The 24,862-nt window shown below is 64.5% G+C and carries 15 protein-coding genes; 7 read left to right on the top strand and 8 right to left on the bottom strand.

The features are described from left to right. Positions 1–11: 11 nt before the first annotated feature. The 5 genes from IG197_RS24480 to IG197_RS24460 form a co-directional block, all read right to left on the bottom strand. Positions 12–1,169, bottom strand: coding sequence for an ABC transporter permease (locus IG197_RS24480; RefSeq protein WP_067960251.1), 1,158 nt, complete (start codon positions 1,167–1,169; stop codon positions 12–14). 12 nt (positions 1,170–1,181) lie between these two features. Beyond that, entirely contained in the window at positions 1,182–2,216 is a 1,035-nt protein-coding gene (locus IG197_RS24475; protein WP_192315479.1) for an ABC transporter permease, read from the bottom strand. 101 nt (positions 2,217–2,317) lie between these two features. Continuing rightward, on the bottom strand, positions 2,318–3,970 hold the full coding sequence (locus tag IG197_RS24470; RefSeq protein ID WP_192315477.1) for an ABC transporter substrate-binding protein: 1,653 nt from the start codon (positions 3,968–3,970) through the stop codon (positions 2,318–2,320). 274 nt (positions 3,971–4,244) lie between these two features. Continuing rightward, on the bottom strand, positions 4,245–8,414 hold the full coding sequence (locus IG197_RS24465; protein ID WP_371746486.1) for a translocation/assembly module TamB domain-containing protein: 4,170 nt from the start codon (positions 8,412–8,414) through the stop codon (positions 4,245–4,247). A gap of 11 nt (positions 8,415–8,425) precedes the next feature. Further along, on the bottom strand, positions 8,426–10,360 hold the full coding sequence (locus IG197_RS24460) for an autotransporter assembly complex family protein (RefSeq protein ID WP_192319951.1): 1,935 nt from the start codon (positions 10,358–10,360) through the stop codon (positions 8,426–8,428). Between the two features lie 334 nt (positions 10,361–10,694). Here IG197_RS24460 and IG197_RS24455 point away from each other — a divergent pair, with 334 nt between their 5' ends. From IG197_RS24455 to IG197_RS24425, 7 genes are all read left to right on the top strand, one after another. Continuing rightward, positions 10,695–16,130, top strand: coding sequence for an alpha-2-macroglobulin family protein (locus IG197_RS24455; protein WP_371746561.1), 5,436 nt, complete (start codon positions 10,695–10,697; stop codon positions 16,128–16,130). 165 nt (positions 16,131–16,295) lie between these two features. Then, positions 16,296–18,392 (top strand): penicillin-binding protein 1C, encoded by a 2,097-nt coding sequence (gene pbpC / locus IG197_RS24450; protein ID WP_192315471.1) that lies wholly within the window; start codon positions 16,296–16,298, stop codon positions 18,390–18,392. Between the two features lie 5 nt (positions 18,393–18,397). After that, positions 18,398–18,790, top strand: a complete 393-nt coding sequence (locus IG197_RS24445) for a hypothetical protein (protein ID WP_192315469.1) — start codon at positions 18,398–18,400, stop codon at positions 18,788–18,790. Positions 18,791–19,009: 219 nt separating this feature from the next. Next, positions 19,010–20,038: a sulfate ABC transporter substrate-binding protein gene (locus IG197_RS24440; protein ID WP_192315468.1), complete on the top strand. Its 1,029-nt coding sequence runs from the start codon at positions 19,010–19,012 to the stop codon at positions 20,036–20,038. A 22-nt stretch (positions 20,039–20,060) separates the two neighbouring features. Then, positions 20,061–20,912, top strand: a complete 852-nt coding sequence (gene cysT, locus IG197_RS24435) for a sulfate ABC transporter permease subunit CysT (RefSeq protein WP_192315466.1) — start codon at positions 20,061–20,063, stop codon at positions 20,910–20,912. Beyond that, positions 20,905–21,789 (top strand): sulfate ABC transporter permease subunit CysW, encoded by an 885-nt coding sequence (gene cysW, locus IG197_RS24430; protein ID WP_192315464.1) that lies wholly within the window; start codon positions 20,905–20,907, stop codon positions 21,787–21,789. Before cysT ends, cysW begins: the two co-directional genes overlap by 8 nt. 13 nt (positions 21,790–21,802) lie before the next feature. Beyond that, entirely contained in the window at positions 21,803–22,852 is a 1,050-nt protein-coding gene (locus IG197_RS24425) for a sulfate/molybdate ABC transporter ATP-binding protein (RefSeq protein ID WP_192315462.1), read from the top strand. A gap of 148 nt (positions 22,853–23,000) precedes the next feature. Here IG197_RS24425 and IG197_RS24420 read toward each other — a convergent pair whose 3' ends face one another. From IG197_RS24420 to IG197_RS24410, 3 genes are all read right to left on the bottom strand, one after another. Continuing rightward, positions 23,001–23,294, bottom strand: coding sequence for a DUF1236 domain-containing protein (locus IG197_RS24420; protein WP_192315460.1), 294 nt, complete (start codon positions 23,292–23,294; stop codon positions 23,001–23,003). Positions 23,295–23,319: 25 nt separating this feature from the next. Next, the gene (locus IG197_RS24415) at positions 23,320–23,655 is read right to left on the bottom strand and encodes a hypothetical protein (protein ID WP_192315459.1); all 336 of its coding nucleotides are present in this window, start codon (positions 23,653–23,655) and stop codon (positions 23,320–23,322) included. Positions 23,656–23,766: 111 nt separating this feature from the next. After that, positions 23,767–24,861 carry an amino acid ABC transporter permease gene (locus IG197_RS24410; protein ID WP_192315457.1) on the bottom strand — a complete coding sequence of 365 codons (1,095 nt, stop codon included), beginning with the start codon at positions 24,859–24,861 and terminating at the stop codon, positions 23,767–23,769. Between the last annotated feature and the right edge of the window lies 1 nt (position 24,862).

Raw genomic sequence — 24,862 nt, 5'->3', positions numbered from 1 at the left:
GACGCTCTCCTTCAGTCCTTCATCGATTGTTCGCGCAGCGCATCGGCAAGAAGGTTGAGGCCGAGCACGAAGGACATCAGCGCGATTGTCGGCGGCAATGCCGGGTGGATGAAGGAGCGCAGCAGGCGGCTGGCGTCCTTGATCGCGGTACCCCAGTCCGGGCTTTCGGGTGCCAAGCCGAGGCCGAAATAGCCGAGCGTGCCGAGCAGGATGGTGGTGTAGCCGATGCGCAGGCAGGCATCGACGATCAGCGGCCCACGCGCATTGGGCAGGATCTCCCACAGCATGATGTACCAGGGCGTCTCGCCGCGGGTCTGTGCGGCGGCGACGTAGTCGCGCGTCTTGATGTCCATGGTCAGGCCGCGGACGATGCGAAACACGCCCGGGCTGGAAGCGAAGACGACGGCGACGAAGATGTTGAGCTGGTTGGGATCGATCGAGATGATGCCGAGCGGGTCTGCGTTGAAGACCAGTCCGACATAGACCCAGCCGCCGAGCAGCAGGGTGAGCCCGAGCAGCAGGTAGATACGTTCGGGCCGGCTCTTGAAGCGGGTGTAGAACAGCACCGAAAAGAAGATGATCGGGAACAGGAAGAACACACCGGCCATGGCATAGGGGATCGGCGTGTCCATGATGCCGGGGGTGACCAGCAGGTAGAACAGAAGGATCACCGGGAAGGCGAGCACGAGGTTGGCGAGGAAGGAAAGGAACGAGTCGATCCGTCCACCATAATAACCGGCCGGCAGGCCGAGCGTGATGCCGACCATCAGCGCGAAGGCGGTGGCGGCAGGTGCGATGATCAGCACGATCTGGCTGCCAAAGACCATGCGCGAGAACACGTCGCGGGCGAGCTTGTCGCCGCCGAACAGATAGACCTGCTTCGACGCGGGTTCGATGGCACCGGGCAGCGCGTCCTTCATGACAGGGATCTGGCTGAGCGGATCGAAGGGCGCAACCTTGGCGGCGAAGATCGCCGTGAACAGCCAGAAGAAGCAGATGCCGACGCCGGCGATACCGACGCCCGAATCGAAGAGCTGACCGTAGAGGCCGAGATGCTTGCGGAAGTTGAAGCTAGCGACCAGCACGATGGCCATCGCCAACCACACCGGCCAGAAGCGGGCGAGCACACCGAGGACAACCTGGAAGGCGCCGATATATTCGAGCTGCATGCGGCTGTCTCCCTACTGAACGCGGATGCGTGGATTGAGGTAGGCGTAGCCGACATCCGAGATCAGCTGGGTGATCAGCACGATGAAGACCGAGACCAGCGAGCAGCCGAGCAACAGGTCGATGTCGTTGTTGCCGGCGGCTTCGACCAGCGTGTAGCCGAACCCCTGGTAGCGGAACATCACCTCGACGATGACGACGCCGGTGAGCAGCCACGGGAACTGCAGCATGATCACGGTGAACGGCGCAATCAGCGCGTTGCGCAGCGCGTGCTTGACCACGACATTGCCGAAGGACAGGCCCTTGAGCCGGGCGGTGCGGATATATTGCTGGGTCATCACCTCGACCATCGAGGCGCGCGTCATGCGGGCGATGTAGCCGATGCCGTAGATGGCGAGCGTCATGACGGGCAAGGTGAAGTTGTAGAAGGTGATACCCTGGCTGGCGGAGGCCGCCGAGCCGTTGAGCCAGCCCAGCCACGAGGCGAAGATGACGGTGAAGATGACGCCCGAGACATATTCAGGCGTCGCGGTCGTGGCGATCGAGGCGACCGACAGCGTCCTGTCGGTGCGCGAGCCCTCGCGCATGCCGGCGAGGATGCCGATCAACAGCGATATTGGCACCATGGTGACGAGCACCCAGAACATCAGAATGCCGGTGGCGCCGAGTGCGGGGAACAGCTTGGTCGCGACGAGTGTCTTGAATTTGGTCGAGCAGCCGAAATCGCCTTGCAGGATGCCGGAATAGGTAGGCTCCGCCGCCTCGTTGCAGAAGCGGAAACGCGGCACCGCCTGGCCGTTGGCCGGGTCGATATTGGGCTGCTTCTGGACGACGCCGAGCCACTGGCCGTAGCGGACGAAGAAGTTCTGACGGTAGCCGTTGCGCTGCAGCCAGCTTTCGAGCTGTTCGGCCGTCGTGCGCATTTCGGTCTGGCTGATCGCCAGCTTCTTCAGGTTGGGCTCGAGATTGATGAGAAAGAACACCACGAGGGTCAGGCACAGCATGGTCAGTGCCATGGTGCCGAGGCGGCGCATGATGAAAGATAGCATTGGCGTCCCCTGCCTTTGTGGGTTTGGGGTCCGTGGCGATCAACCCGGTTGCGAAAGGCGGGAGAGGTGCAGGACACCCCTCCCTGAATTGCGGCCCAGGCTCAGGCCTCGTCGAGCCACACCTTGCCGTAGTCGTGCTCGAAGGTCGGGTGCATGCCGCCGCCCTTCACCGCGGCGACCGAGTGATTGTAGAGCTTGCGCCAGAACGGCTGGATGATGATGCCGGAATCCTGCAGGGTCTGTTCGATGTCCTTCATCATTTCCTTGCGCTTGGCGACGTCGGCGACGGCAAGTGCGGCGTTCAGCTTCTTGTCCCACTCAGGGTTCGACCAGGCGCTTTCGTTCCAGGCTTCACCGGTGCGGTAGGCCAGCGCCAGGACCTGCACGCCGAGCGGGCGCATGTTCCAGTTGGTCATCGAGAACGGGTACTTCGTCCAGTCGTTCCAGAAGGTCGAGCCGGGCAGAACGGTGCGCTTGACCTTGATGCCGGCCTCGCGCAGTTGGGCGGCGATGGCGTCGCCGGTGTTCTTGTGCCAGTCCTCGTCGACGGTGATCAGCTCATGCTCGAAGTCGGCCTGGCCGGCTTCCGCCATCATCGCCTTGGCCGCCGCCGGATCGCGGGCCTGCTTGGGCAGCTCGAAATATTCCGGATGGATCGGCGCGACGTGGTGGTTTTCGGCGACGGCACCCGCATTGCCATAGCCGAGCTGCAGCACGACCGCGTTGTCGACGGCCTTGTGCAGCGCTTGGCGCACCTTCTGGTCGTCATAGGGCTTGTTGGCGACGTTGGTGCGGGCGACGATGGTCGCCGCGGTCACGACTTCCGACTTGACCAGGCCGAGGCCGTCAAGGATCGACACGTAGTCGGCCGAGGTTTCGAAGTTGGTGTGGACTTCGTTGGCCTCGAAGGCGCTGACCATGGCGGCCGGGTCGGTGCCGTAGTCGATCAGCTCGACGCCGTCGAGATAGACCTCGCCGTTCCACCACTTGTTGTCCTCGCGGCGCTTGTAGACCACCTTCGAGCCGACGTCATAGGAGACGAGCTCGAACGGGCCGGTGCCGATCGGGCAGGCTTTGAAGTCGCCGCCCTTCTCATCGAAGGTCTTGTGGACGACGAGGCCGGGATAATCGCAGAGATTCGGGATGATCGAGATGTCGGAGGTGGTCAGCTTGAGCTTGACCGTCATGTCGTCGACCTTCTCAACCGAGCCCTCGCGCAGCTTGCCGGTCTTCTCGTCGACCAGCGTGCCGAGGCGGCCTGGCATCGAATTGCCTTCTGCGCTCTTGTCGGCCCAACGCGTGAAGTTGAAAATCACGTCGTCGGCGTTGAACGCATCGCCGTTCGACCAGGTCACGCCCGGACGGACATGCAGGACATATTCGGTGGCGTCGTCATTCACTTCCCAGCTGGCCAGCAGATAAGGCTCGAAGGTATATTTGTCGGTGTACTTGACCAGTGGCTCGATCGCCTGGCGCTCGGCATTGGCGATCTCGGACCAGTCCGCCTTGCGCGGATCCTTGGGGTCCTTGATCCACTGTGCGACCTTCAGGACGCCGCCTTTCTTGGCTTCCTGCGCCTGGGCTTCGACAGGCATGGCAAGACCGATCATGCCATAGGCCATGGCTGCGGATGCGCCGAAGGTCGTTGCCATCGCGAGGAACTCGCGACGGTCCATCTTGCCGTCGACGACAGCACTTGCCAGCTCACGGATGTGGCCGGGAACAAGATCAGAGTTGCTCTTGTAGAATGTCATTTCCGTCTCCCATTGCAGCTGTAACGTTACCATTTCGCATCCGATTGCCGTTGTCAAAACGGTCGGACGTCATCGTTCCCATAGGTAAGTCTGCAATTTTGAACGGAGAGCAGTTCGCGTGATAGCGACAGAGTTGGCGCAAAAATGGTAATGCGTTGCGGATTCGTCGGAATCTTCGCCCCAAGCTAATATGCCCGGGTTCCGACAATCGCCGGCAGTGCCACGACACATCGCCTGATATGTCAGTGCAGGGGTTACCCGAGCGGCAGCCCGCTCAGTATTCCTTCTCGTAGAAGATGCCGCCCTTGGCCTCGCCGGAGTCCGTCGCCTGGCCGCGCAGCTTGACGCCGCGGCCGACATTCAGGTCGATCGTCGCCTTGCCCGAGCCAGGCTGGTCGCCGGCCTCGATCGACAGATAGGTACGGTCGTTCAGATACTTGCCGACGGCAACCGAAGTATCACCTTGCTCGTTGGTCTTGATGTCGAGGTCGTCGACGCCGAGCGTCGCACGCAGGCTCGACAGCAGCGACGTCGAACCACCGATGCCGGCCATTTGGGCAGCGGCGTCGGCAAGCTGGGCGATCTGCAGCGGCGACAGGTTGGACATCGAACGGCCGAAGATCAGCCGCGCCAGCACTTCGTCCTCCGGCAAAGCCGGCACCGAGGAGAAGGCGAATTTCGGATTGTTGGCCTCGCCCGAGATGCCGATGGTGACGGTGGCGTCGCCGGCTGTCGTCTCGGCGGCGAAGTTGATCGTCGGCACGAGCGAGCCCGAGAAGCCGACCGAACCCTGTGTGAAGTTGAGTCGCTTGCCCAGAATGGACAGGCGGCCACGGCGCAGCGTGAACTCACCCACCGCCTGCGGCGATGCCGACGAGCCCGACAGGCGCAGCGAACCGCCAAGCTCGGCGTCAAGACCACGGCCCTGGACAAAGATCTGGTTGGGCGCGTTGACGGTGACGTCGAGCATCAGCGCGCCGCTGCCGCCGCTGGCCTTCGCCGGCGGGCGCATCGCGTCCTGCTGGGCGACGACCGCTTTGGGTGCGTTCTTGTGCTTGACGTCGACGGCGGTCAGCGCGCCGGGGAACTTTTCCGGAATGCTGATGACGGTGCGTGCCAGATTGATCGTGCCCGACAGCACCGGCGCCGAAACCAGCGGTCCTTTGATCGCGATGTCGCCGCCAAGATTGGCGGTGACGACGCGGCCGTCGGTGTAGCGACCGTCGGTCAGCTTGATGGAGATGTCGGCCGGGAACCCCTGCGCCGCATTGGTACCGACAGTACCGCTCGCGGTGAGCTGGCCGCCCGTCGACAGCGCGCCGGTCAGGCGGTTGATACGGGCAACGCCGGCGGCAATGCCGATGTCTAGATTGATGTCGTTGATGGCGATGCCCGACTGGGCAATCAGAAGCCGCGCGCCGGAAGCGCGGATGCTGCCGCCAATGACAGGTGACGTGGCGGGGCCGCGCACCTGGACGTTGACGTCGGCGGAACCGTTCAGCGCCATGCCCTGGGCGGCCAGCGTGCGGCCAAGGAACTGGAATGGCACGGGCCCCTGGAAATTGAGGTCGAGCGCCACCGGCTTGGCAGTGGTGACGACACTGCCGCCCCCCTTGATCGCGAGGCCCGACCCTTCGCTGATCGTCGACTGGAAGGTGAGTTTGCCACCGGCGAAGGTGCCGGTCGAGCCGATGTTCATGGCACCGAAGCCGGCCCCCGTGGTCTGTGCGGTCGCGGCACCCGCGACCTTGAGGTCGTAGCCGACTGTCGGATTGGCGGCAGCGCCCGAGACCTTGACCGTACCCGAGATCGAACCGGCGGCACCAAGACCAGGCGCGAAGGAATTGGCAAGCGAAGCCGGCACATTGGCCAGCGTGGCGTTGAGGTTGAGCGCCGAGCCCGCCGTGCCGGAGACAGTCGCCGTGCCGCCGCCGAGATTGAGCGCAAGCTTGTCGAGGGTCGTCGTACCGCCCGATATCGAAACCGTCGTCGGCCGCGCGATGGCGGCCTTGATGCCGCGCATGACGGCTTCGCCCGAGGCGAGCTCGATCGTGGTGGTGCCGCCAGCGAGCTTGACGCGACCGGCGGCCTTGGCCGGAATGTCGGCAACGGTGGCGCCACCGGAGAAACCGGTCCATTCGCCATCACGCTTGAGATCGACATCGATGCCGGAAATGACCGTCTTGCCCGAGGTCACCGACTTGGCCTTGATCGTACCAGAGATAGCCGGCGCCTTGAGGTAGTTGAGGATGTCGGCGTTGATGGAAACGCCATTGGCGGCGAGATCGCCACGCTTGAGCGAAGCGGTGCCCAGTTCAAGGCGCGCCTGCGGGACATCGCCTGAACGCGTGAAGTCGATCTTGCCGCGCAGATCGCCTTCGGCCTTTTCGAGCGCAAGTGCTGCAAGTGCGCCGATATCGGGCATGTTGATGGTGACCGTGCCGAGCGGCGCGAAATCCTGGTCAAGGACCAGGTCGCCCGACAGCTTGTTCTCGCCCAGCGACAGCGACAGGCCCTTGATCTCGCGCTTGCCGTCTGATGTGGCGAGCACGGCACTGCCCTGGAGTGGTTGACCGGCGACGTTGCCCGAAAGTGCCACATTGGCGGCCGGGTTGGCCGGGTCGACCTTGCCTGTTGCCTTCAGGCTGAGCCCGGTGATTTCGCGTGCCGCCGCTTCGATGCGGTCGCTGGTGACGGTCAGCGAAATGTCGGGCGCAGTGCGCGCGCCCTTGGCGGTCAGGGCGAAATCGACCGAACCCTTGGCATCCTTGGACAGAAGCGAGATGTCGGCGAAGGAACCCTTGAGGTCGGCATCGACATCGGTGCCTTTCATGCGGGCCGTGCCGCTGGCGGTGAGCGCGCCCGAGGTGAATTCGATGGCGTTGGCGGCGAAGCTGCCTTCGGCATCGCGGCTCGCGGTGGCCGAAAACTGCGTGCGCTCGGCGAGCGCAATACGGACGCCTGCCGGCAGCGCGCTGGAAGCGACGTCGGCCCTGACGCCGAGTTCGAGCGACAGGTCAGCCAGGTTGAGCTTGGCGTTCAGCGCGCCGTTGAGCGTGTCGCTGCGGATCGTGCCTTCGTCGACGGCGACCTGATCCTTGCCGATGGAGCCCGCCATGTCGACCGCGACACGGCCGGCGACCAACGGTGCAAGCGTGGCGACATCGGTCTTGAGTTCGGCGACGCCGAGCTTGATCGACAGCGGGCCGCTGCGGTTGGCGATGTCGAAGCCATCGGAATGGGCGGAGGCTGCGATGTCGCGCAATTCGGTGTTGCCGGCGATGACCGACAGCAGCGAGGCGCTGAAATCGACCGCCGGCTCCTTGCCGTCGCCGAAGGCGCGCAGGCTGGCGGCATTGATGGCGACGGTAACCGGCTGGGCATCGCTGCCGAGGCTGAGCACGATCGGGCCTTCATTGGCCTTGACGTCGAGCGCAAGGTCGGCGGCGCCTTCCGGATCGAGCGAGCCGGCGGCGGTGGCGGTCAGCGCGCTGCTGGCGACGGTGGCGCGTTCGATGTCGAGGCCGCCTGTCGTCGTCCTGGTACCGGCAATGTCGAAGGTGGTGTTGCCCGCGAGCAGCGGCTTGAGGGCGGCGGGCAGGAAATCCTCGAAGGCGCCGTCGCCCTTTGCCGAAATGGCATTGCCGTTGTCGGTCAGCTGGTGGGTACCGGAAATCCGGGTGATCACCTTGCCGTCGACGGCGAAGGTGCCGTTACCGCTCCAGTTGGCAGCAGGCCCCTCACCCGCAACGACGAGTTCGACGGCCGGCTGGTTGGGCAGCTTGAGAATGTTGGCGATGATGCCGCCAGCGGGCTCGGCGGCGCGGATGTTGAGCGCAAGGCGGTTGTCGGCAGGCGCAAAGGCGATGTCGGCGTCAACGACGCCTTCCTTGCCGTCGCTGCGCGAAACGTTGAGCTTGGTCTCGATGCCCAGCGGCGAACGGTCGGCGCGCAGCATGCCCTTGGCGGCGAGTTCGGCGATGCCGGTGCCGGCCAATGCTTCACCGAGTGCGATCTCGGGCAACTCGATCGCCTTGATGTCGACGGAAACAGGCAGCGACAGGCCGCCACCGCTGCTTTCCTTCTTCGTGCCGCCCTGCGGCAGGCGGGCAAGCTCAATGCGGTCGGCGGCGATCCTGCCGGCGCGGAAGGTGCGCGACAGAAGCGCCAGCGGCGACCAGTCCACAGAGACGCCGCGCAGAGCGAGCCAAGCGCCCTGGGCGTCTTCGATGACCACGTTGTCGAGCCGGAGATTGCCCGACCAGATGCCGTTTAGTCCGCTCAGCCTGATCTTCTGGTCGGGCGTCGAGGCGACGCTGGAGATCAGCCCAGCGAGGTTTTCGCGGCCCTTCGAGGTCAGCGTGAAGACGGCGGTGGCGCCAATGACGAAGGCCAGCACGACAAGAACCGCGATGCGGAGGATGCGCAGGATTTTCTTCAGCATAACCATCGCGGTCAGAACGCCTGGCCGACGCCGGCGTAGAAGCCATAGCTGGGGTCGCCCGGCCCCGGATTGAGCGGCACGGCGACGTCGACGCGCAGCGGGCCGAATGGCGTGAGATAGCGGACGCCGATGCCGGCGCCGACCTTGACGGTTCCGAAATCGGGGAACTGCCTGGCGGAAACCGTGCCGGCGTCGATGAACGGCACGATGCCGATCTTGTCGTTGTAGTTGTAGCGGATCTCGACCGAGGTCTCGGCATAGGACAGGCCGCCCGTCGGCTTGCCGTTGATCTCCGGGCCGATGCCCTGGTAGGCGTAGCCGCGCACCGAGCCGCCGCCGCCGGAATAGAAGCGCCGGTCGGCCGGCACGTCGTCGAGGCCAGCGCCGAGGATCGAACCCATGGCGACGCGGCCGGCGAGAACGAACCGGTTCTGGTCGCCAAGGCCGTAATAGGCCGAGCCCTCGCCCTTCAGCTTGACGAAGGTATTGCCGTTCAGCGCGTCATAGGTCGGCTCGACATAGGCGAGCGCGCGGAAACCGCGTGTCGGGTTGAGCTTGTCGTCGCGATTGTCGAAGGCATATTGCAGCGGTGTCGAGACCAGCAGGTAGCGCTTGCCATCCGGATTGAGTGCGTCCTCGATGTCGGAATAGTCGACAGCGAGCGAGGCCGAGACGGTCTGCTGCCTGGTCAGCTCGTAGGAGACGCCAGCATTGCCCTTGACCGAGAAGATGTCATAGGCATCGGGGTGCTCATAGGACGCTTTGAGGTTGGCAAAAAACTTCGAGTCAGGCCCGATGACGCCAGGCTTCTCGAACATGATGCCGGCATTGTAGTTGAGCTTGCCGAGTTCGGTGGTGTCGCTGATGCGGCCGATCGAACCGCTGATGCGCAGCTTTTCGGCACGACCGAACAGGTTGCGGTGGCCCCAATAGCCCTCGATGCCGGCACCCTCGGTATTGGAGTAAGTGGCGCCGGCTCCGAAATAGCGCATCTTGCGCTCGCTGACGCGGACGTCCATCGGGATGTTGCCGGTCGGATCGAGCGCCAGCGCCTCATTGATCGACACCGAGCTGAACACTTCGAGCGCCAGGAGGCGGTTGCGTGCCTCCTCGATTTCCTTGGGCGAGTATTTCCGGCCGGGTTCCAGCCCCGTCATGTAAACCGTGAAGTCGCGATCGACCGCCTCGGTGCCTTCGACCGTCGTTGCGCCGTAACCGGCGATCGGGCCTGCGGCAACGTCGAGGGTGACGTCGAGCGTGGTGGTAGCGTGATCCGCGACGATGGTGCGGCTGGTCACCGTGGCGAGCGGCCTGCCCTCTTCCTTCAGCGCGCGCACGATGCCGGCCTCGGCCTTCAGGATGGCGTCGGAGGCGGCATTGCCGCCCGCGATCAGGCCGAAATCGGCGCCCCTGATGTTGGCGGCATCGCCCTTGAGCACAATATCGCCGAGCGTGAACATCGAGCCGGGCTGGACCGTAATGCTGACCGGGACGGGCTGTGGCCCGTCGAAGACGGCGTCAGGAGCGAGGTCGTCGAGATTCTTGCCGGCAATGGAAATGGTGACGACGCCATCATAGTGCGCCTTGGAGAACAGTGCGGCGACAAGGCGCTCGCGGTCGTTGCGCGCCTTGGCGAGCAGGCCGAGCGAGCCGGAGACCGGCCGATCCTCCTCGCCCTTCAGCAGCGAGGCGTTCTCGATCGCTTCCTTCAGGTCATCGTCAGTGGTGTCGACTTCGAAGGTAACGGCATAGTCGAGCGGGTCGACAACGTCGGCGTCGTCTTCCTTCGACGAGCCCCACAGCTTGATTCCGAAGATTTCGAAGGCTGAGGCGCCCTGGGTCTCCACGGCCAGGATGCCTGAAGACAACAGCATTGCAACCGCCGCGCGCGGAAGCGCACGGGCGATCGTTGGTCTGTCGAATCCACGCAAACGCCGCACAAACATCAAGGCACCGTAACCTCCAATCCTAAAATTGGAATGAAGTTTCTGGCATTTCGTAAAGCAGCCACATTCGATATGTCAGAATTCATTGGGCAAATGAACGACAGCCGGGCCAGGGATTCGGGTGTTGTCATCGGAGCGAACCGCATGGGCGGGCAATACCATGCACGGCGTCCAAGACAAGTATCAACGTAGCAGGCGGTGCCTGCGTAGCTGCAGTATTGACTGGACTGTGGCAAGCTTAACATGTCGTCTAGAGCGACGATCAGGGTGGTGGAGGGAATTGGCGATGCGTGCGCTGCGGGCTTTTCCGGTATTCGTTCTTCTCGTTTTGGCCATGGCATTCGGGCTGGCCAACACATTCGAGGCTGCGGCGGTCGAAGCCCGGCGCGTCGTGACGACCGACAACTCCGACTATTTCGGTTTCGACCTGCGCTCGGAGCAAAATGTCAGCCTCGACCAGTGCCAGACCTCGTGCATGGGCGACCAGTCCTGCCGCGCTTTCACCTACAACACCAAGGCGAAATGGTGCTTCCTGAAATCCGACTTCGCCACGATCAAGTCGTTCACCGGCGCGGTTGCCGGCAAGGTCGTGCCGGTCAGTGGCGAGCCTGACATCGGCGCGCCGGCCGAACTTACGTTCTTCCCGGCGTCGATGGTGGACGAGGCGCGCCAGTATCGCAGTGCGCTGACCACCAATGCGACTGTCGATCCGGCGCTCGGCCTCGCCGCGCTGATCGATGCCGGCGAGCAGGCGCTCCTGGGCGGCGACGGCCGCACGGCGATGCAGAAGTTCCGCGCTGCAGCGATCATCCTGCCCGACGACGCCGCGATCTGGACGCGCCTCGCCCGCGCCACGCCGATGGTGTCGCCGATCAACGGCGAAGAGACCGCGTCGCTGCAGCGCGACACGACCTCGACCGCCTACAACGCCTATCTTTTGTCGCGCTCGGCGACCAACCGCGCCGAGACACTGGCGCTTTTGGCGCGCGGCCTCGACAAGCGCGACATGTTCCGACCCTCGCTGCAGGCTTATGAAGCGAGTCTCGCACTCGACAATTCGGCCTCCATCCGCGCCGAATATGAAGACCTCAAGGCACGAAAAGGCTTCCGCGTCGTCGAGCACACCATCGACGCCGACACGACCTCGCCGCGCGTCTGCGCTCAGTTTTCCGAGGCGCTGGTCAAGACGGGCGTCGACTACGCCCCCTTCGTCACGATAGACGACCAGGCGCCGAAGAGCGTCGAGGCCAAGGACCAGCAGATCTGCGTCGAGGGTCTGCAGCACGGCCAGCACTACCGCGTGACCTTCCGCTCCGGCCTGCCGGCAGCGCTCGGCGAGGTGCTGGAAGCACCCGTCGTGCTCTCTGTCTATGTCCAGGATCGCGGCCAGTCTGCCCGCTTCACCGGCGACAGCTTCGTTTTGCCGTCAACCGCCCGCCGGGGCATCCCCGTCGTGACGGTCAACATGGAAGCTGCCGACATGAAGCTCTACCGCATCGGCGACCGCTCGCTGGCGCAGTTGCTTTCCGGCTATCAGTTCCTGCGCCAGCTCGACGGCTATGACCTGTCCTCGATCGCCGACCAGATGGGTGAGCCGGTGTGGGAAGGCCAGCTGGCGATCACAAACGAGCTCAACAAGGAAGTGACGACCTCCTTCCCAGTCGACGAGGCACTGCCCAACCGCAAACCCGGCGTCTATGTGCTGACCGCCCAGCCTGTCGACGACAAGAGCGACACCTGGGCGACCAAGGCGACGCAGTGGTTCGTTGTCTCCGACATCGGGCTTTCGACCTATACCGGCCAGGACGGGCTCAACGTCTTCGCCCGCTCGCTCGCCTCGGCCAAGCCTATCGCCGACGCGGAACTGACGCTGCTTGCCCGCAATAACGAAATCCTCGGCACCGGCAAGACCGACGCCGAGGGCCGCGCCACCTTCAATCCGGGCCTGACCCGCGGCAATGGCGGCCTGGCGCCGGCTGTGCTGATGGCGAGGCAAGGCGACGCCGATTTCGTCTTCCTCGACATGACCCGCGCAGGCTTCGACCTGTCCGACCGTGGCGTCACCGGACGCGCCGCACCGGCTGCGCTCGACATTTATGCCTGGACCGAGCGCGGCATCTACCGCGTCGGCGAAACCGTCCATGCGGCAGCCCTTGCCCGCGATGATGCTGCCAATGGCGTCGACAACCTGCCGCTGACCTTCATCTTCACCCGCCCCGACGGCGTCGAGGACCGGCGCGTCGTCAGCCAGGGCGGCAATTCAGGCGGCCACAGCGTCGACCTGCCGCTGTCGTCAGCCGCCATGCGCGGCACCTGGACGCTTGCCATCTACACCGACCCGAAGCAGCCGGCGGTGTCGAGCCAGATGTTCCTGGTCGAGGATTTCGTACCCGACCGCATCGAGTTCACTCTAACTTCCGACCGTAACGAGATCGCCGCTGGCGAAACCGCCGAAGCCACCGTCGACGGCCGCTTCCTCTATGGCGCACCCGCTGCGGGCCTGGCACTCGAAGGCGAGCTGACACTGTCGACCAAGCGCCAGTGGGACAGCTTCAAGGGCTACTATTTCGGCCTCGCCGACGAGCAGGAAGGCGAAGCTACACGTATTCCGCTGGCCGACCTGCCTGTCGTCGGCGATGACGGCAAAGCGACCTTCCCCATCTCCGTCGACCAACTGCCGTCGACGACGCGCCTGATCAATGCAGCACTCAGCGTGCGCATGCGTGAGACGGGCGGACGCGCCGTCGAGGAAAAGCTCGACATCGGCATCCGTCCGCAGGCAACGATGATCGGCATCCGGCCCGACTTCTCAGGCGAGGAAGTGCCGCAGGGTGGCACCGCCAAGTTCAGCCTGATCGCCGCCGAACCCGGCGGCAAGCGCACCGAGCTCAAGGGGGCGCAGTGGTCGCTGGTCAAGGTCGAGCGGAACTACCAGTGGTACCGCTCCGGCAATTCGTGGAATTACGAGCCGGTGACCTTCACCAAGTCGGTGGCATCAGGCCAGGTCGATCTCACCGCTGGCGCCGAAGCAACCGTTTCGCTGCCCGTAGACTGGGGCCGCTACCGCCTCGAAGTCGAGACGGCCGATCCGGCCGGCCCGGCGACAAGCTATGAGTTCGACGCCGGCTGGTATGTCTCGGCGACCTCGACCGAGACGCCCGACGGCCTCGAGGTCGCGCTCGACAAAGAAAAGTATGTGGCTGGTGAAGTCGCCAAGCTGCAGGTTTCGCCACGCTTTGCCGGCGAGCTCCTAGTGACCATCGGCGCCGAAAAGCTGCTCAAGACCGTGACCGCCTCGATCCCGGCGGAAGGCGGTACCGTCGACATCCCTGTCGGCGAGGACTGGGGCGCAGGCGCCTATGTGACCGCAACGCTCTACCGGCCCGGCGACGCGCAGGAATCGCGCATGCCGGCCCGCGCCATCGGCCTGAAGTGGCTGGCGGTTGATCCTGCCGACAAGAAGCTCAACGTTACACTTGCGCTGCCCGGGAAGACCGAACCGCGCAAGACGCTGTCGATCCCGGTTTCGGTGACCGGCGCCGCAGCAGGCGAAAAGGCCTATGTCACGGTCGCGGCCGTCGATGTCGGCATCCTCAACCTGACCAACTACAAGGCGCCGGACCCGGAAGGCTGGTACTTCGGCCAGCGCATGCTGGGGCTTGAACTGCGTGACCTCTATGGCCGCCTGATCGACGGCTCGCTAGGTGCCATGGGCAAGCTGCGCACCGGCGGCGACGGTGCGGCACTGACCTCGCAAGGCACCCCCCCCAAGGAAAAGCTCGTCGCCTTCTTCTCAGGTATCGTCGAGCTCGACGCCGACGGCAAGACGACGGTCGATTTCGACATTCCGCAGTTCAACGGCACGGTGCGCGTGATGAGCGTGGCCTGGACTAGAACTGCTGTCGGCCACGCCACCGGCGACGTCATCGTGCGCGATCCGATCGTGCTGACGGCGGGCATGCCACGCTTCATGGCACCGGGCGACTTCGCCGAAATGACGCTCGACATCGCCAACACCGACGCGCCGGCGGGCGATTACAGCCTGTCGGTCGCAACGACTGGTGATCTTTCGACCGGCGACGCCGCCCTGCCCGAGAAGCTGACGCTCGAACCAGGCAAGCGCCAGACGATCAGGATCCCGCTGATGCCTGTCACCGCCGGCACCGCCGGGCTGACCGTCAAGCTCGCCAATGGCGACGGCCTCGAGGTCGAGCAGGAGCTGTCGCTGCCGGTGCGTCCGGGCCAGTTGCCGATGACCACCCGCATGGTCGTCGACCTCAAGCCGGCAACCTCGCTGCGCGTCGACAAGGAACTGCTGGCGGCGAGCCTGCTCGACGATGCCCATGTCAGCGTCGGTGTGTCTCTGGCCTCTGCCTTCGACGTACCGTCGCTTTTGATGACGCTCGACCGCTACCCCTATGGTTGCGCCGAGCAGACGACGAGCCGGGCGCTGCCCCTGCTCTATGTCAGCGAGCTCAGCGCCGAAAACGGCATGGCCGAAGACCCCGAGCTGCGCGAGCGCATCCAGGGCGCGGTCTACCGCGTGCTCAACTACCAGTCCTCGTCGGGCAGCTTCGGCCTGTGGGGTCCGGGCTCGGGCGATCTGTGGCTCGACGCCTATGTCACCGACTTCCTCACCCGGGCACGCGAGAAGAATTTCGACGTGCCGCAGCAGGCGATGATGCAGGCGCTCAACAACCTGCAGAACGCGATTGGCTATGACGTCGACGTCGAGGACCGCGGCTCCGAGATCGCCTATGCGCTCTATGTGCTGGCGCGAAACAAGAAAGCCTCGGTCGGCGATTTGCGCTACTTCGCCGACACCAAGCTGGAGGCCTTCTCCAGCGCGATGGCAGTGGCCCAGCTGGGCGCGAGCCTCGCGCTCTACGGCGATGCCCAGCGTTCGGAAAGCCTGTTTGGCGCTGCGCTGCAGATCGCCAGGACGACCACCGAACACGACTGGTACCGCTCCGACTATGGCTCACGCCTGCGCGACGGCGCCGCCATGCTGGCGTTGGCCGCCGAAAGCAAGCCGTTGCCTTCGGTGGTGCCGGCACTGGTCAAGATGGTGGCGGCGGATCGTGCCGCGGCACGCTGGACCAGCACCCAGGATGATGCCTGGATGCTGCTTGCGGCACGCGCGCTGAAAGCCGGCAACGAGGCGATCTCGATCGACGTCAACGGCACGGCCCATAACGGCGCCTATTCCGGGCGCGTCGACGGGGCCGAGCTTCTGACCAACCCGATCGTCATCGCCAACACCGGCAAGGACGCATTGCAGGCCGTGGTGACGACGGTCGCCGCACCAGCCCAGCCGCTGCCCGCCGGCGGCGACGGCTTCACCATCGAGCGCACCTACTACCGGCTCGACGGCAGCGAGGCCAACGTCACCGAGGTCAAGCAGAACGAGCGCTTCGTCGTCGTGCTCAAGATCAACGAGCTCAACGACTGGCCCTCGCGCGTGGTGGTGGCCGACATGCTGCCGGCAGGCTTCGAGATCGACAATCCGGGGCTGGTCAACAGCGCCAACCTGTCGAACTTCTCCTGGCTGGAACAGACGGAAGCCGCCCATCTCGAATTCCGCAACGATCGCTTCGTCGCCGCCATGAACAGCGGCGGAGGCTCGGACCAGGAATTCACGCTGGCCTATGTCGTGCGCGCCGTGACGCCCGGCACCTATGCCCATCCGGCGGCCAATGTCGAGGACATGTACCGGCCGCAATATTCGGCACGAACGGCGACCGGCATGATGGAGGTGAAGGCGGAATAGCATGCCTGCTTTCAGCCCAGCAGCGACTTCTGCGGAGGGACCGCCCCTCATCCGCCTGCCGGCACCGTGTCCCCGTCATGACGGGGAGAAGGAAGACGGTCGCGACGTCGACGCCCCCCTATCCCCGTTGTTCACGGGGAGAGGGTAAGGGTGAGGGGCAGAGCCATGCTCTCCGCAAAGACCACGCGCAGGATTGCTCTCTCGGCAATAGGCGCTGCCAGCCTGGCCGCCCTCGCCTTTGGCGGCCTGTTCGCGCTCGACCGCACCTTTCCGCCGCCTTTGCCCGAAAAACTGACTGTCTCGGCCGAAGTGCTCGACCGCGACGGGCAACTGCTACGCGCCTATGCGACACCGTCGGGTCGCTGGAGGCTTGGCACGGACCTCGACCAGGTCGACCCGCAGCTGGTGAAGATGCTGGTCGCCTATGAGGACAAGCGCTTCTGGGACCATGAGGGCATAGATGTGCTGGCGCTCGGGCGCGCCGCCTGGCAGTTCCTGAGCAACGGCCGCATCGTCTCGGGTGGTTCGACGCTGTCGATGCAGCTGGCCCGCCTGATCGAGCCGCGCGACAGCCGCAGCCTCAGTTCCAAGTTCAAGCAATTGGCCCGCGCCGTCCAGATCGAGCGGCGGCTGCCCAAGGAAGAAATCCTCGAGCGCTACCTGACGCTGGCGCCTTATGGCGGCAATCTCGAAGGCGTGCGTGCGGCGGCGCTCGCCTATTTCGGCAAGGAGCCGAAGCGGCTGACAGTTTCCGAAGCAGCCCTTCTTGTCGCCCTGCCACAATTGCCCGAGCGCCGCCGGCCCGACCGCAACCCCGCAAATGCCCGAGCCGCGCGCGATCGCGTGCTCGACCGCATGGTGTCGGCAGGCCTGCTCGGCGAGACCGAGGCGGCGCGGGCATCCTTGGAGGCCGTCGCCGCCACCCGGCTTGCCTTGCCGCAGCTTGCGCCGCACGCCTCGGACACGGCACTTCGCAGCCAGCCGGGCCTCATCAGCCATCGCCTGACCTTGCGCAGAGACGTGCAGCAAGGGCTGGAGGTCGTGGCGCGCGAGGCCGCGACCCGGCTCGGCCCGAAAATCTCGGTCGCCATGGTTCTGGCCGACGCGATGACGGGCGAAATCCTCGGCGAGGTCGGCTCGGCCAACTTCTTCGACGCCTCGCGCTCTGGCTGGATCGACATGACCAGGACGGTGCGCTCGCCGGGCTCGACATTGAAGCCGTTCATCTACGGCCTCGCCTTCGAGCAGGGGCTGGTGGCGCAGGAGACGATGATCGAAGACAGGCCGGCCGATTTCGGCGGCTATCGGCCCAAGAATTTCGACATGAGCTACCAGGGTGACGTGTCGGTGCGCCAGGCGCTGCAGCTGTCGCTCAACGTGCCGGCGATCCGGCTGCTCGACGCGGTCGGGCCGCAGCGGCTGACGGCGCGCTTCCGCCAGGCCGGTGTCACCCCGCAACTGCCGCCGAATGAGGTGCCCGGCCTCGCCATCGGCCTCGGCGGCGTCGGTGTGACGCTCCGCGACCTCGTCCAGCTCTACACCGGGCTCGCCAATGGCGGCCGCGCCAAGATGTTGCGCGACGGAGCGGAGGCGGCCGTCCCTGCCCCGCTTGCCAATGGCACCATCCTGGAGGAGCAGGCCGCCTGGCAGATCGCCGACATCCTTGCAGGCGTCAAGCCGCCCGAGGGTGCCGCGAAACGCACAATCGCCTACAAGACCGGCACCTCCTACGGCTACCGTGACGCCTGGTCGATCGGCTACGACGGTCGCTACGTTCTCGGCGTTTGGGCCGGCCGCCCCGACGCTGGTGCGGTGCCCGGACTGTCGGGCTACGTCTCGGCCGCCCCCATACTGTTCGAGGGCTTTGCCCGTTCCAGCCTGCCATCAATGCCTTTGCCGCGCCCGCCGGCCGGCACGCTGCGCACCGCCCGCGCCGACCTGCCGGTGACGCTGGAGCGTTTCTCGACCGCCACCGAACTGCCGGTCGTCGCAGCCGTCATTACCGAACCGGCGCCGCAGATCGTCTTTCCGCCCGACGGCGCCCGCGTCGAACTGGGTGCCGCGACGTCAGCCGCCTCGCCGCTGGTGCTCAAGTTGCAGGGCGGCCGCGCGCCATTCCGCTGGCTCGCCAACGGCAAGCCGCTTGCCACCCTCGCCCGCCGACGCGAGGCGACCTGGCAGCCCGACGGCGCAGGTTTTTCCACACTGACCGTCATCGATGCGGCAGGACGCGCAGCGAGTGTCAGGGTGTTCGTGGAGTAGATGATTTGATCTCGCGGCTGAACATGTTCGACGTGCTTCTGGAAGTCGACCCGACATTCCAGCCGGTCTGGGACGCGTTTCTGGACAAATGGCGTGACCAGATCGAGCTGCCGCTTTACCTGGCCCTGGGGGATCTGGCTCGCCACGTGGTCGGCAAGCTGGAGAGCGGCCGGACCGATGAGCTTCAGCAAATCTTCACGGTCGTCGAGCGTTGGCTCGCCGACGGCGATGAGCTGGTACAGGAAGCGGCGACCATCGGGCTGCTGGAAGACCTCCAGAACCTGAACCTTCACAAATCCACGTCGCCGGATCAGCTGAAACAGTGGTTGGGCCCGCTCGCCGCGCGGCGTTGGATCGAGGCCGAACGATTCTGGTCGGGACAGATCGCCAAGGCCTGACGGCCCCTTGCCGCCCGCTTCGCCTCCCCTAACTCTCATCGTTCGTGTCGAACGTTTCGATCGCGCAGGCGGTGCGGGACTTTTTCAGCGAGCAAAAAAATTTCCGGCGCCTCGGCAGTTCGCACGAAATTTGCCCATGCGGCATGAAATTCGGAACATTCGCCGCATCTAATTTCTACCAGTTCGATAGAGTAGAACCATATTCGAACGGAGGCGGAAATGACGACTTCACGCAGAACCATTCTGCTCTCGGCCGTGCTGGCCGGCGCAGTTCAGCTCGGCGGCCTGGGCCTTGCCCATGCCGACACAACGCTCCTTAACGTCTCCTACGACCCGACCCGCGAGCTCTACAAGGAGTACAACGAAGCCTTCGCCAAGCATTGGAAGGCGGAGAGCGGCGAGACGGTGACGATCCAGCAGTCGCATGGCGGCTCAGGCAAACAGGCCCGCGCTGTGATCGACGGCCTCGACGCCGATGTGGTGACGCTGGCGCTCGAAAGCGACATCAACGCCATCGTCGAGAAGTCAAAGAAGATCAACCCCGACTGGCGCTCAAAGCTGCCCAACAATGCCTCGCCTTACACCTCGACCATCATCTTCCTGGTGCGCAAGGGCAATCCCAAGGGCATCAACGACTGGGGCGACCTGATCAAGGACGGCGTCCAGGTGATCACCCCGAACCCGAAGACTTCGGGCGGCGCACGCTGGAACTACCTCGCGGCCTGGGCCTGGGCCAATGGCCAGTTCGCAGGCGACGAGACCAAGATCAAGGAATTCGTCGGCAATCTCTACGCCCATGTGCCGATCCTCGACACCGGTGCCCGTGGCTCGACGGTGACCTTCGCCGAACGTGAACAGGGCGACGTGCTGCTCGCCTGGGAAAACGAGGCCTATCTCGCCCTAGACGAATTCGGCGCCGAAAAGTTCGACATCGTCTTCCCGCCGCAGTCGATCCTGGCCGAGCCACCAGTCGCCGTGGTCGACGCCAATGTCGACGCCAAGGGGACCCGAAAGGTCGCTGAGGCTTATCTCAATTACCTCTATTCGGCAGAAGGCCAGACCATCGCCGCCAAGCATCACTACCGTCCGTCCAAGCCCGAGCTGGTGCCTGCGGCCGATCTGCAGAAGCAGCACGAGCTGAAACTGGTTTCTATCGATGACCCGATTTTCGGCGGCTGGCAGAAAGCACAGCCCTATCACTTCGGAGATGGTGGTATATTCGACCAGATCTATAAGCCGGCCCAGTAAGCCAAGGTAAGACCAGGACGATATGACCACAGTACCCGCCAAGGCGGGGTGGCGGTTCAGACAGCCGAGCGTCATTCCGGGTTTCGGATTGACGCTCGGCTTCTCGCTTGCCTACCTCACGCTCATCATCCTCATCCCGCTCTCCGGGCTCGTCTGGCGTTCGGCATCGCTTGGCTGGACCGATTTCTGGGCCATCGCCACCGACCGCCGCACCGTCAAGGCGCTGGAGATCAGCTTCGGCACGGCCTTCATTGCAGCAAGCATCAACGTGGTGTTCGGCACCATCGTTGCGTGGGTGCTGGTACGCTATCGCTTTCCCGGCCGCCGCGTCATCGACGCGATGGTCGACCTGCCCTTTGCGCTGCCGACCGCAGTGGCGGGTATTGCGCTGACGACGCTCTATTCACCCAAGGGCTGGATGGGCGCGCTGTTGGCGCCGCTCGGCATCAAGGTCGCCTACACCCCACTCGGCATCGTCATCGCACTCGTCTTCATTGGCTTGCCCTTCGTCGTGCGCACGGTGCAGCCGATCATCGAGGAGATCGACAAGGAGGTCGAGGAAGCCGCCGCCACCTTGGGTGCCAACCGCTTCCAGACCATCTTCCTGGTGCTGTTTCCGGGGCTGGCGCCCGCTGTCGTGACAGGCTTCGCGCTCGCCTTCGCGCGCGGCGTCGGCGAATATGGCTCGGTCATCTTCATCGCCGGCAACCTGCCATACATCTCGGAAATTGCACCGCTTCTGATCGTCATCCGGCTTGAGGAATACGACTACGCGGCTGCCACAGCGATCGCCACGATCATGCTGGCGCTGTCGTTTGCGATGCTGCTCGTCATCAACCTCATCCAGTCGTGGACCCGCAAGCGTTATGGCTGATCCAGAGCTTTACCCCGCCGACGTCCATCACGAGCACGCCTCGCTTGCCGTCACCGAACGCCCGCTGGCGCGCGCGGCCTTGATGCTGCTCGCCTTCGGCTTCCTCGCCATCTTCCTGCTTCTGCCGCTGGTGGTGGTGTTCGAGCAGGCGTTTTCACGCGGCATCGGCGCCTTCCTCGGCGCCATCAACGAGCATGACACGATTGCCGCGATCAAGCTGACACTTCTGGTTGCCGTCATTTCGGTGCCCCTCAACCTGGTGTTCGGCGTCGCCGCCGCCTGGGCGATCGCCAAGTTCGAGTTCAAGGGCAAGGCTTTCCTGATCACGCTGATCGACCTGCCCTTCTCGGTCTCGCCTGTCATTTCGGGCCTAGTCTATGTGCTGTTGTTCGGCGCATCGAGCCTGCTCGGGCCCTGGCTCAAGCTGCACGGCATCGTCATCCTGTTTGCCGTGCCGGGCATCGTGCTGGCGACTGTCTTCGTCACCTTCCCCTTCGTTGCCCGCGAATTGATCCCGCTGATGCAGGAACAAGGCACCGGCGACGAGGAGGCAGCCCTTTCGCTCGGCGCCAATGGCTGGCAGACCTTCTGGCATGTGACGCTGCCCAACATCAAATGGGGCCTGCTCTATGGTGTCTTGCTGTGCAACGCGCGTGCCATGGGCGAGTTCGGCGCTGTGTCGGTGGTCTCGGGCCACATCAGGGGCCTGACCAACACCATGCCGCTGCATGTCGAGATCCTGTACAACGAATACAATGCCGTCGGCGCCTTTGCCGTGGCGTCCGTGCTCGCCGGCCTCGCGCTTGTGACGCTTGTGCTCAAAACCCTTCTCGAGCTCCGCTACGGCGCCGAGATCGCCGCCACGCGCGGACACTGACAGAGGTCGACTGATGGAAGTTCGCGTTTCAAATGTGCGCAAGGAGTTCGACCGGTTTCCGGCGCTGCGCGACGTCTCGCTCGACATCAGGTCGGGCGAGCTGATCGCGCTGCTCGGCCCTTCGGGCTCGGGCAAGACCACGCTTTTGCGCCTCATCGCCGGCCTCGAGCGGCCGACGCGAGGCACGATCTTCTTCGGCGACGAGGATGCCTCGAACCGGACGATCCAGGAGCGCAATGTCGGCTTCGTGTTCCAGCACTACGCCCTGTTCCGCCACATGACGGTGGCCGACAATATCGGCTTCGGCCTTAAGGTCAGACCCTCGGCCAAACGCCCGACCAGAGTGGAGATCCGCCGCCGCGCCTCGGAACTGCTCAACCTGGTGCAACTTAGTGGCCTGGAAAAGCGCTACCCGGCGCAGCTTTCGGGCGGCCAGCGCCAGCGCGTCGCCCTTGCCCGCGCCATGGCGATCGAGCCCAAGGTGCTGTTGCTCGACGAGCCGTTCGGCGCGCTCGACGCCCAGGTCCGGCGCGAACTCAGGCGCTGGCTGCGCGAGATCCACGACGCCACCGGCCACACCACCATCTTCGTCACCCATGACCAGGAAGAGGCGCTCGAACTCGCCGACCGCGTTGTGGTGATGAGCCAAGGCCACATCGAGCAGATCGGCACCGCCGACGAGGTCTACGACACGCCGAACTCGCCCTTCGTCTACGGCTTCATCGGCGAGTCGAGTTCGCTGCCGGTCAAGGTCGAGGACGGCCAGGTGTGGATTTCGGACCGCCCAGTCGGGTTGGCGACGCCCGAGCTCGCCGATGGCGAAGCCATCCTCTATTTCCGCCCGCACGACATCGAGCTGCTGGACGAGTGCAATGGCTGTATAGCCGGCACGGTGGCGGCCAGCCGCCGCGTCGCCGGCACCCGACGAGTCGAACTCGAAATCGGCGGCAGCCGCGAGCGCATCGAGATCGAGCTGCCGGTCGGGCACCCTGCGGCACAGAAGAGCCGCGTGGCGTTCAGGCCGAAGCGCTGGAAGGTGTTTCCCAAGGCCGTCGAGGGTTGAGCAACGGGCTGCTGTCCCTGGCCCTGCCTTCATAGGTCTCACCCGCAGGGTAATGAAATACGAGGTGTCACCGCCCGGCGGCGACACCTCGGTGATCACAAGATTGGGAGAACTGAAATCGCCCGACGCAACTTGTGCATCAAGGCCGTCAGTCCATGATGTAGACGACCTTGCGCGTCTGCGGATCGATGAGAACAGTACGGCCGTCCATCACGACATACTGATACTTGTTGTCGGCAAGTGCGCCTGGCTTCAGAATGTCCGGAATGATCGCGCCAACGACCAGTTCAAAGTTGGACGGACGTTCGACGATCACCGGATTGGTCTTCACATACTCGCGGACGATCACTTGTTCTTCGGGAGTAACGACCACAGTCTGGGCAGCAGCGAACGCGGTGCCGGCGAGCAGCATGGTTACAGCAAGTGTGCTTCGGAAAGTCATATCACTATCCTCCTCGGTTGATGGATTAACAACCGGTTGGGAGCGAAACGGTTCCGTGATTTGTGCGGCGACGCCGCCGCAACTGGGATGAGCTGGCGGGCGTCGGGCGTGATTGGACATTCGAAAAGCTGGTATCAGGTCTGAGAGATCGGCGCCGTGATGCAGGGCATGGCAACCCTGTCGTCGTCAGCACCTCTGAAAGCGCATCACGATTGATCTCGAAGGCTGTCGCGAGTTGCTCGATCTCGTCGTAGATCGGGTGATAGCTGTAGTCCCGCTCGTCATAGAAGCTGTCTGTGTCCAATCCGTGCAGCGTCTCGATGACGTTGTTGATGCGCCCGCGCCATTGTTCGTTGTCCATGATCCCACCGGCAGTCAGCAGTTGGTTGCCGGCCACTATGGGCAGAGCTTGTCGACGCCACAATATTCCTGCCGGGACGACTTCACGCTGTCCCGGCGTATTCGCAGGCTTTTACCGATACGACGTGTTGAAATGCCGCTCGAGGAACCGGCTGTAAGCTCCCATCAGCGCGCTGAACAGAAAGTAGACCGCAGCGGCAAAGACATACCCCTCAAGCACGGCGATGCCTTGCCAGTCGGGGTCGCGGAGCGCGGTGCGAACTGTGTCGAGGAAGTCGAGCAGGCCGATGATGGTGACCAGCGTGGTGTCCTGGAAGAAGGCGATGAACAGGCTGACCAGCGCCGGGATGACCTTCTTCAGCGCCTGCGGCAATATGATGTTGAACATCACCTGCCAGTAATGCAGCCCAAGCGCGCGGCCGGCTTCGAACTGGCCCGATGGCACGTCCTGCAGGCCGCCGCGCACGATCTCGGCGATGTAGGCGGCGGCAAACAGGATGATCGCCACCTGGGCGCGCAACAGCTTGTCGATGGTGACGCCGTCGGGCATGAACAGCGGCAGCATGACGGCGGCCATGAACAGGATGCTGATCAGCGGCACGCCGCGCACAAGCTCGATGAAGCCTATGCCAAGCACGCGGATGGCCGGCAGATGGGAGGCGCGCGCCAGCGCGAGGCCGATGCCGAGCGGAAGCGCGAAGGCGAGACCGACGAAAGACAGCATGAAGGACAGCGGCAGGCCGCCCCATTTCGACGTCGGCACAGCAGACAGGCCGAAGAAGCCACCGGCCATCAGTACATAGAGACCGGGCAGAATGACGACCGCCCAGGCGATCAGCAGGCCCCTGCCCCAGACGCGCGGCACCATCGATACGCCGCAGGCGCCGAGGAACAGGACAAGTGCCACCAGCGGGCGCCATTGCTCCTCGAACGGGTAGAAGCCGAACAGCATGTAGCGCAGCTTGTCGGCCAGGAACGGCCAGCAGGCGCCGGAGCTTTGCTTGCAGGCGTCCGAGCCGCCGTCGAAGACGGCGTTCAAAAACAGCCAGCCAAAAGCCGCCTTGGCAAGCAGCAGGATGAGCGCGCCGCAGACGAGCGTGACGAGCGCATTGCTCGGCGTGCCGAAATAGGCAGCGCGCCACGCGGAGCGCCGCGCCGGGCGGGCAACTGGATTGACGGCCGTGGCAAGGACCTGGGTGTCGCTCATC

The sequence above is a fragment of the Aminobacter sp. SR38 genome, from assembly GCF_014843375.1.
Classification (GTDB): Bacteria; Pseudomonadota; Alphaproteobacteria; order Rhizobiales; family Rhizobiaceae; genus Aminobacter; species Aminobacter ciceronei.
This window is presented reverse-complemented; position numbering and strand designations above follow the sequence as displayed.

Coding starts and splice junctions, on each gene's coding strand:
- IG197_RS24480 (WP_067960251.1), bottom strand. CDS start 1,169: ATGCAGCTCGAATATATCGGCGCCTTCCAGGTTGTCCTCGGTGTGCTC.
- IG197_RS24475 (WP_192315479.1), bottom strand. CDS start 2,216: ATGCTATCTTTCATCATGCGCCGCCTCGGCACCATGGCACTGACCATG.
- IG197_RS24470 (WP_192315477.1), bottom strand. CDS start 3,970: ATGACATTCTACAAGAGCAACTCTGATCTTGTTCCCGGCCACATCCGT.
- IG197_RS24465 (WP_371746486.1), bottom strand. CDS start 8,414: ATGCTGAAGAAAATCCTGCGCATCCTCCGCATCGCGGTTCTTGTCGTG.
- IG197_RS24460 (WP_192319951.1), bottom strand. CDS start 10,360: ATGTTTGTGCGGCGTTTGCGTGGATTCGACAGACCAACGATCGCCCGT.
- IG197_RS24455 (WP_371746561.1), top strand. CDS start 10,695: ATGGCATTCGGGCTGGCCAACACATTCGAGGCTGCGGCGGTCGAAGCC.
- pbpC (WP_192315471.1), top strand. CDS start 16,296: ATGCTCTCCGCAAAGACCACGCGCAGGATTGCTCTCTCGGCAATAGGC.
- IG197_RS24440 (WP_192315468.1), top strand. CDS start 19,010: ATGACGACTTCACGCAGAACCATTCTGCTCTCGGCCGTGCTGGCCGGC.
- cysT (WP_192315466.1), top strand. CDS start 20,061: ATGACCACAGTACCCGCCAAGGCGGGGTGGCGGTTCAGACAGCCGAGC.
- cysW (WP_192315464.1), top strand. CDS start 20,905: ATGGCTGATCCAGAGCTTTACCCCGCCGACGTCCATCACGAGCACGCC.
- IG197_RS24425 (WP_192315462.1), top strand. CDS start 21,803: ATGGAAGTTCGCGTTTCAAATGTGCGCAAGGAGTTCGACCGGTTTCCG.
- IG197_RS24420 (WP_192315460.1), bottom strand. CDS start 23,294: ATGACTTTCCGAAGCACACTTGCTGTAACCATGCTGCTCGCCGGCACC.
- IG197_RS24415 (WP_192315459.1), bottom strand. CDS start 23,655: ATGGACAACGAACAATGGCGCGGGCGCATCAACAACGTCATCGAGACG.
- IG197_RS24410 (WP_192315457.1), bottom strand. CDS start 24,861: ATGAGCGACACCCAGGTCCTTGCCACGGCCGTCAATCCAGTTGCCCGC.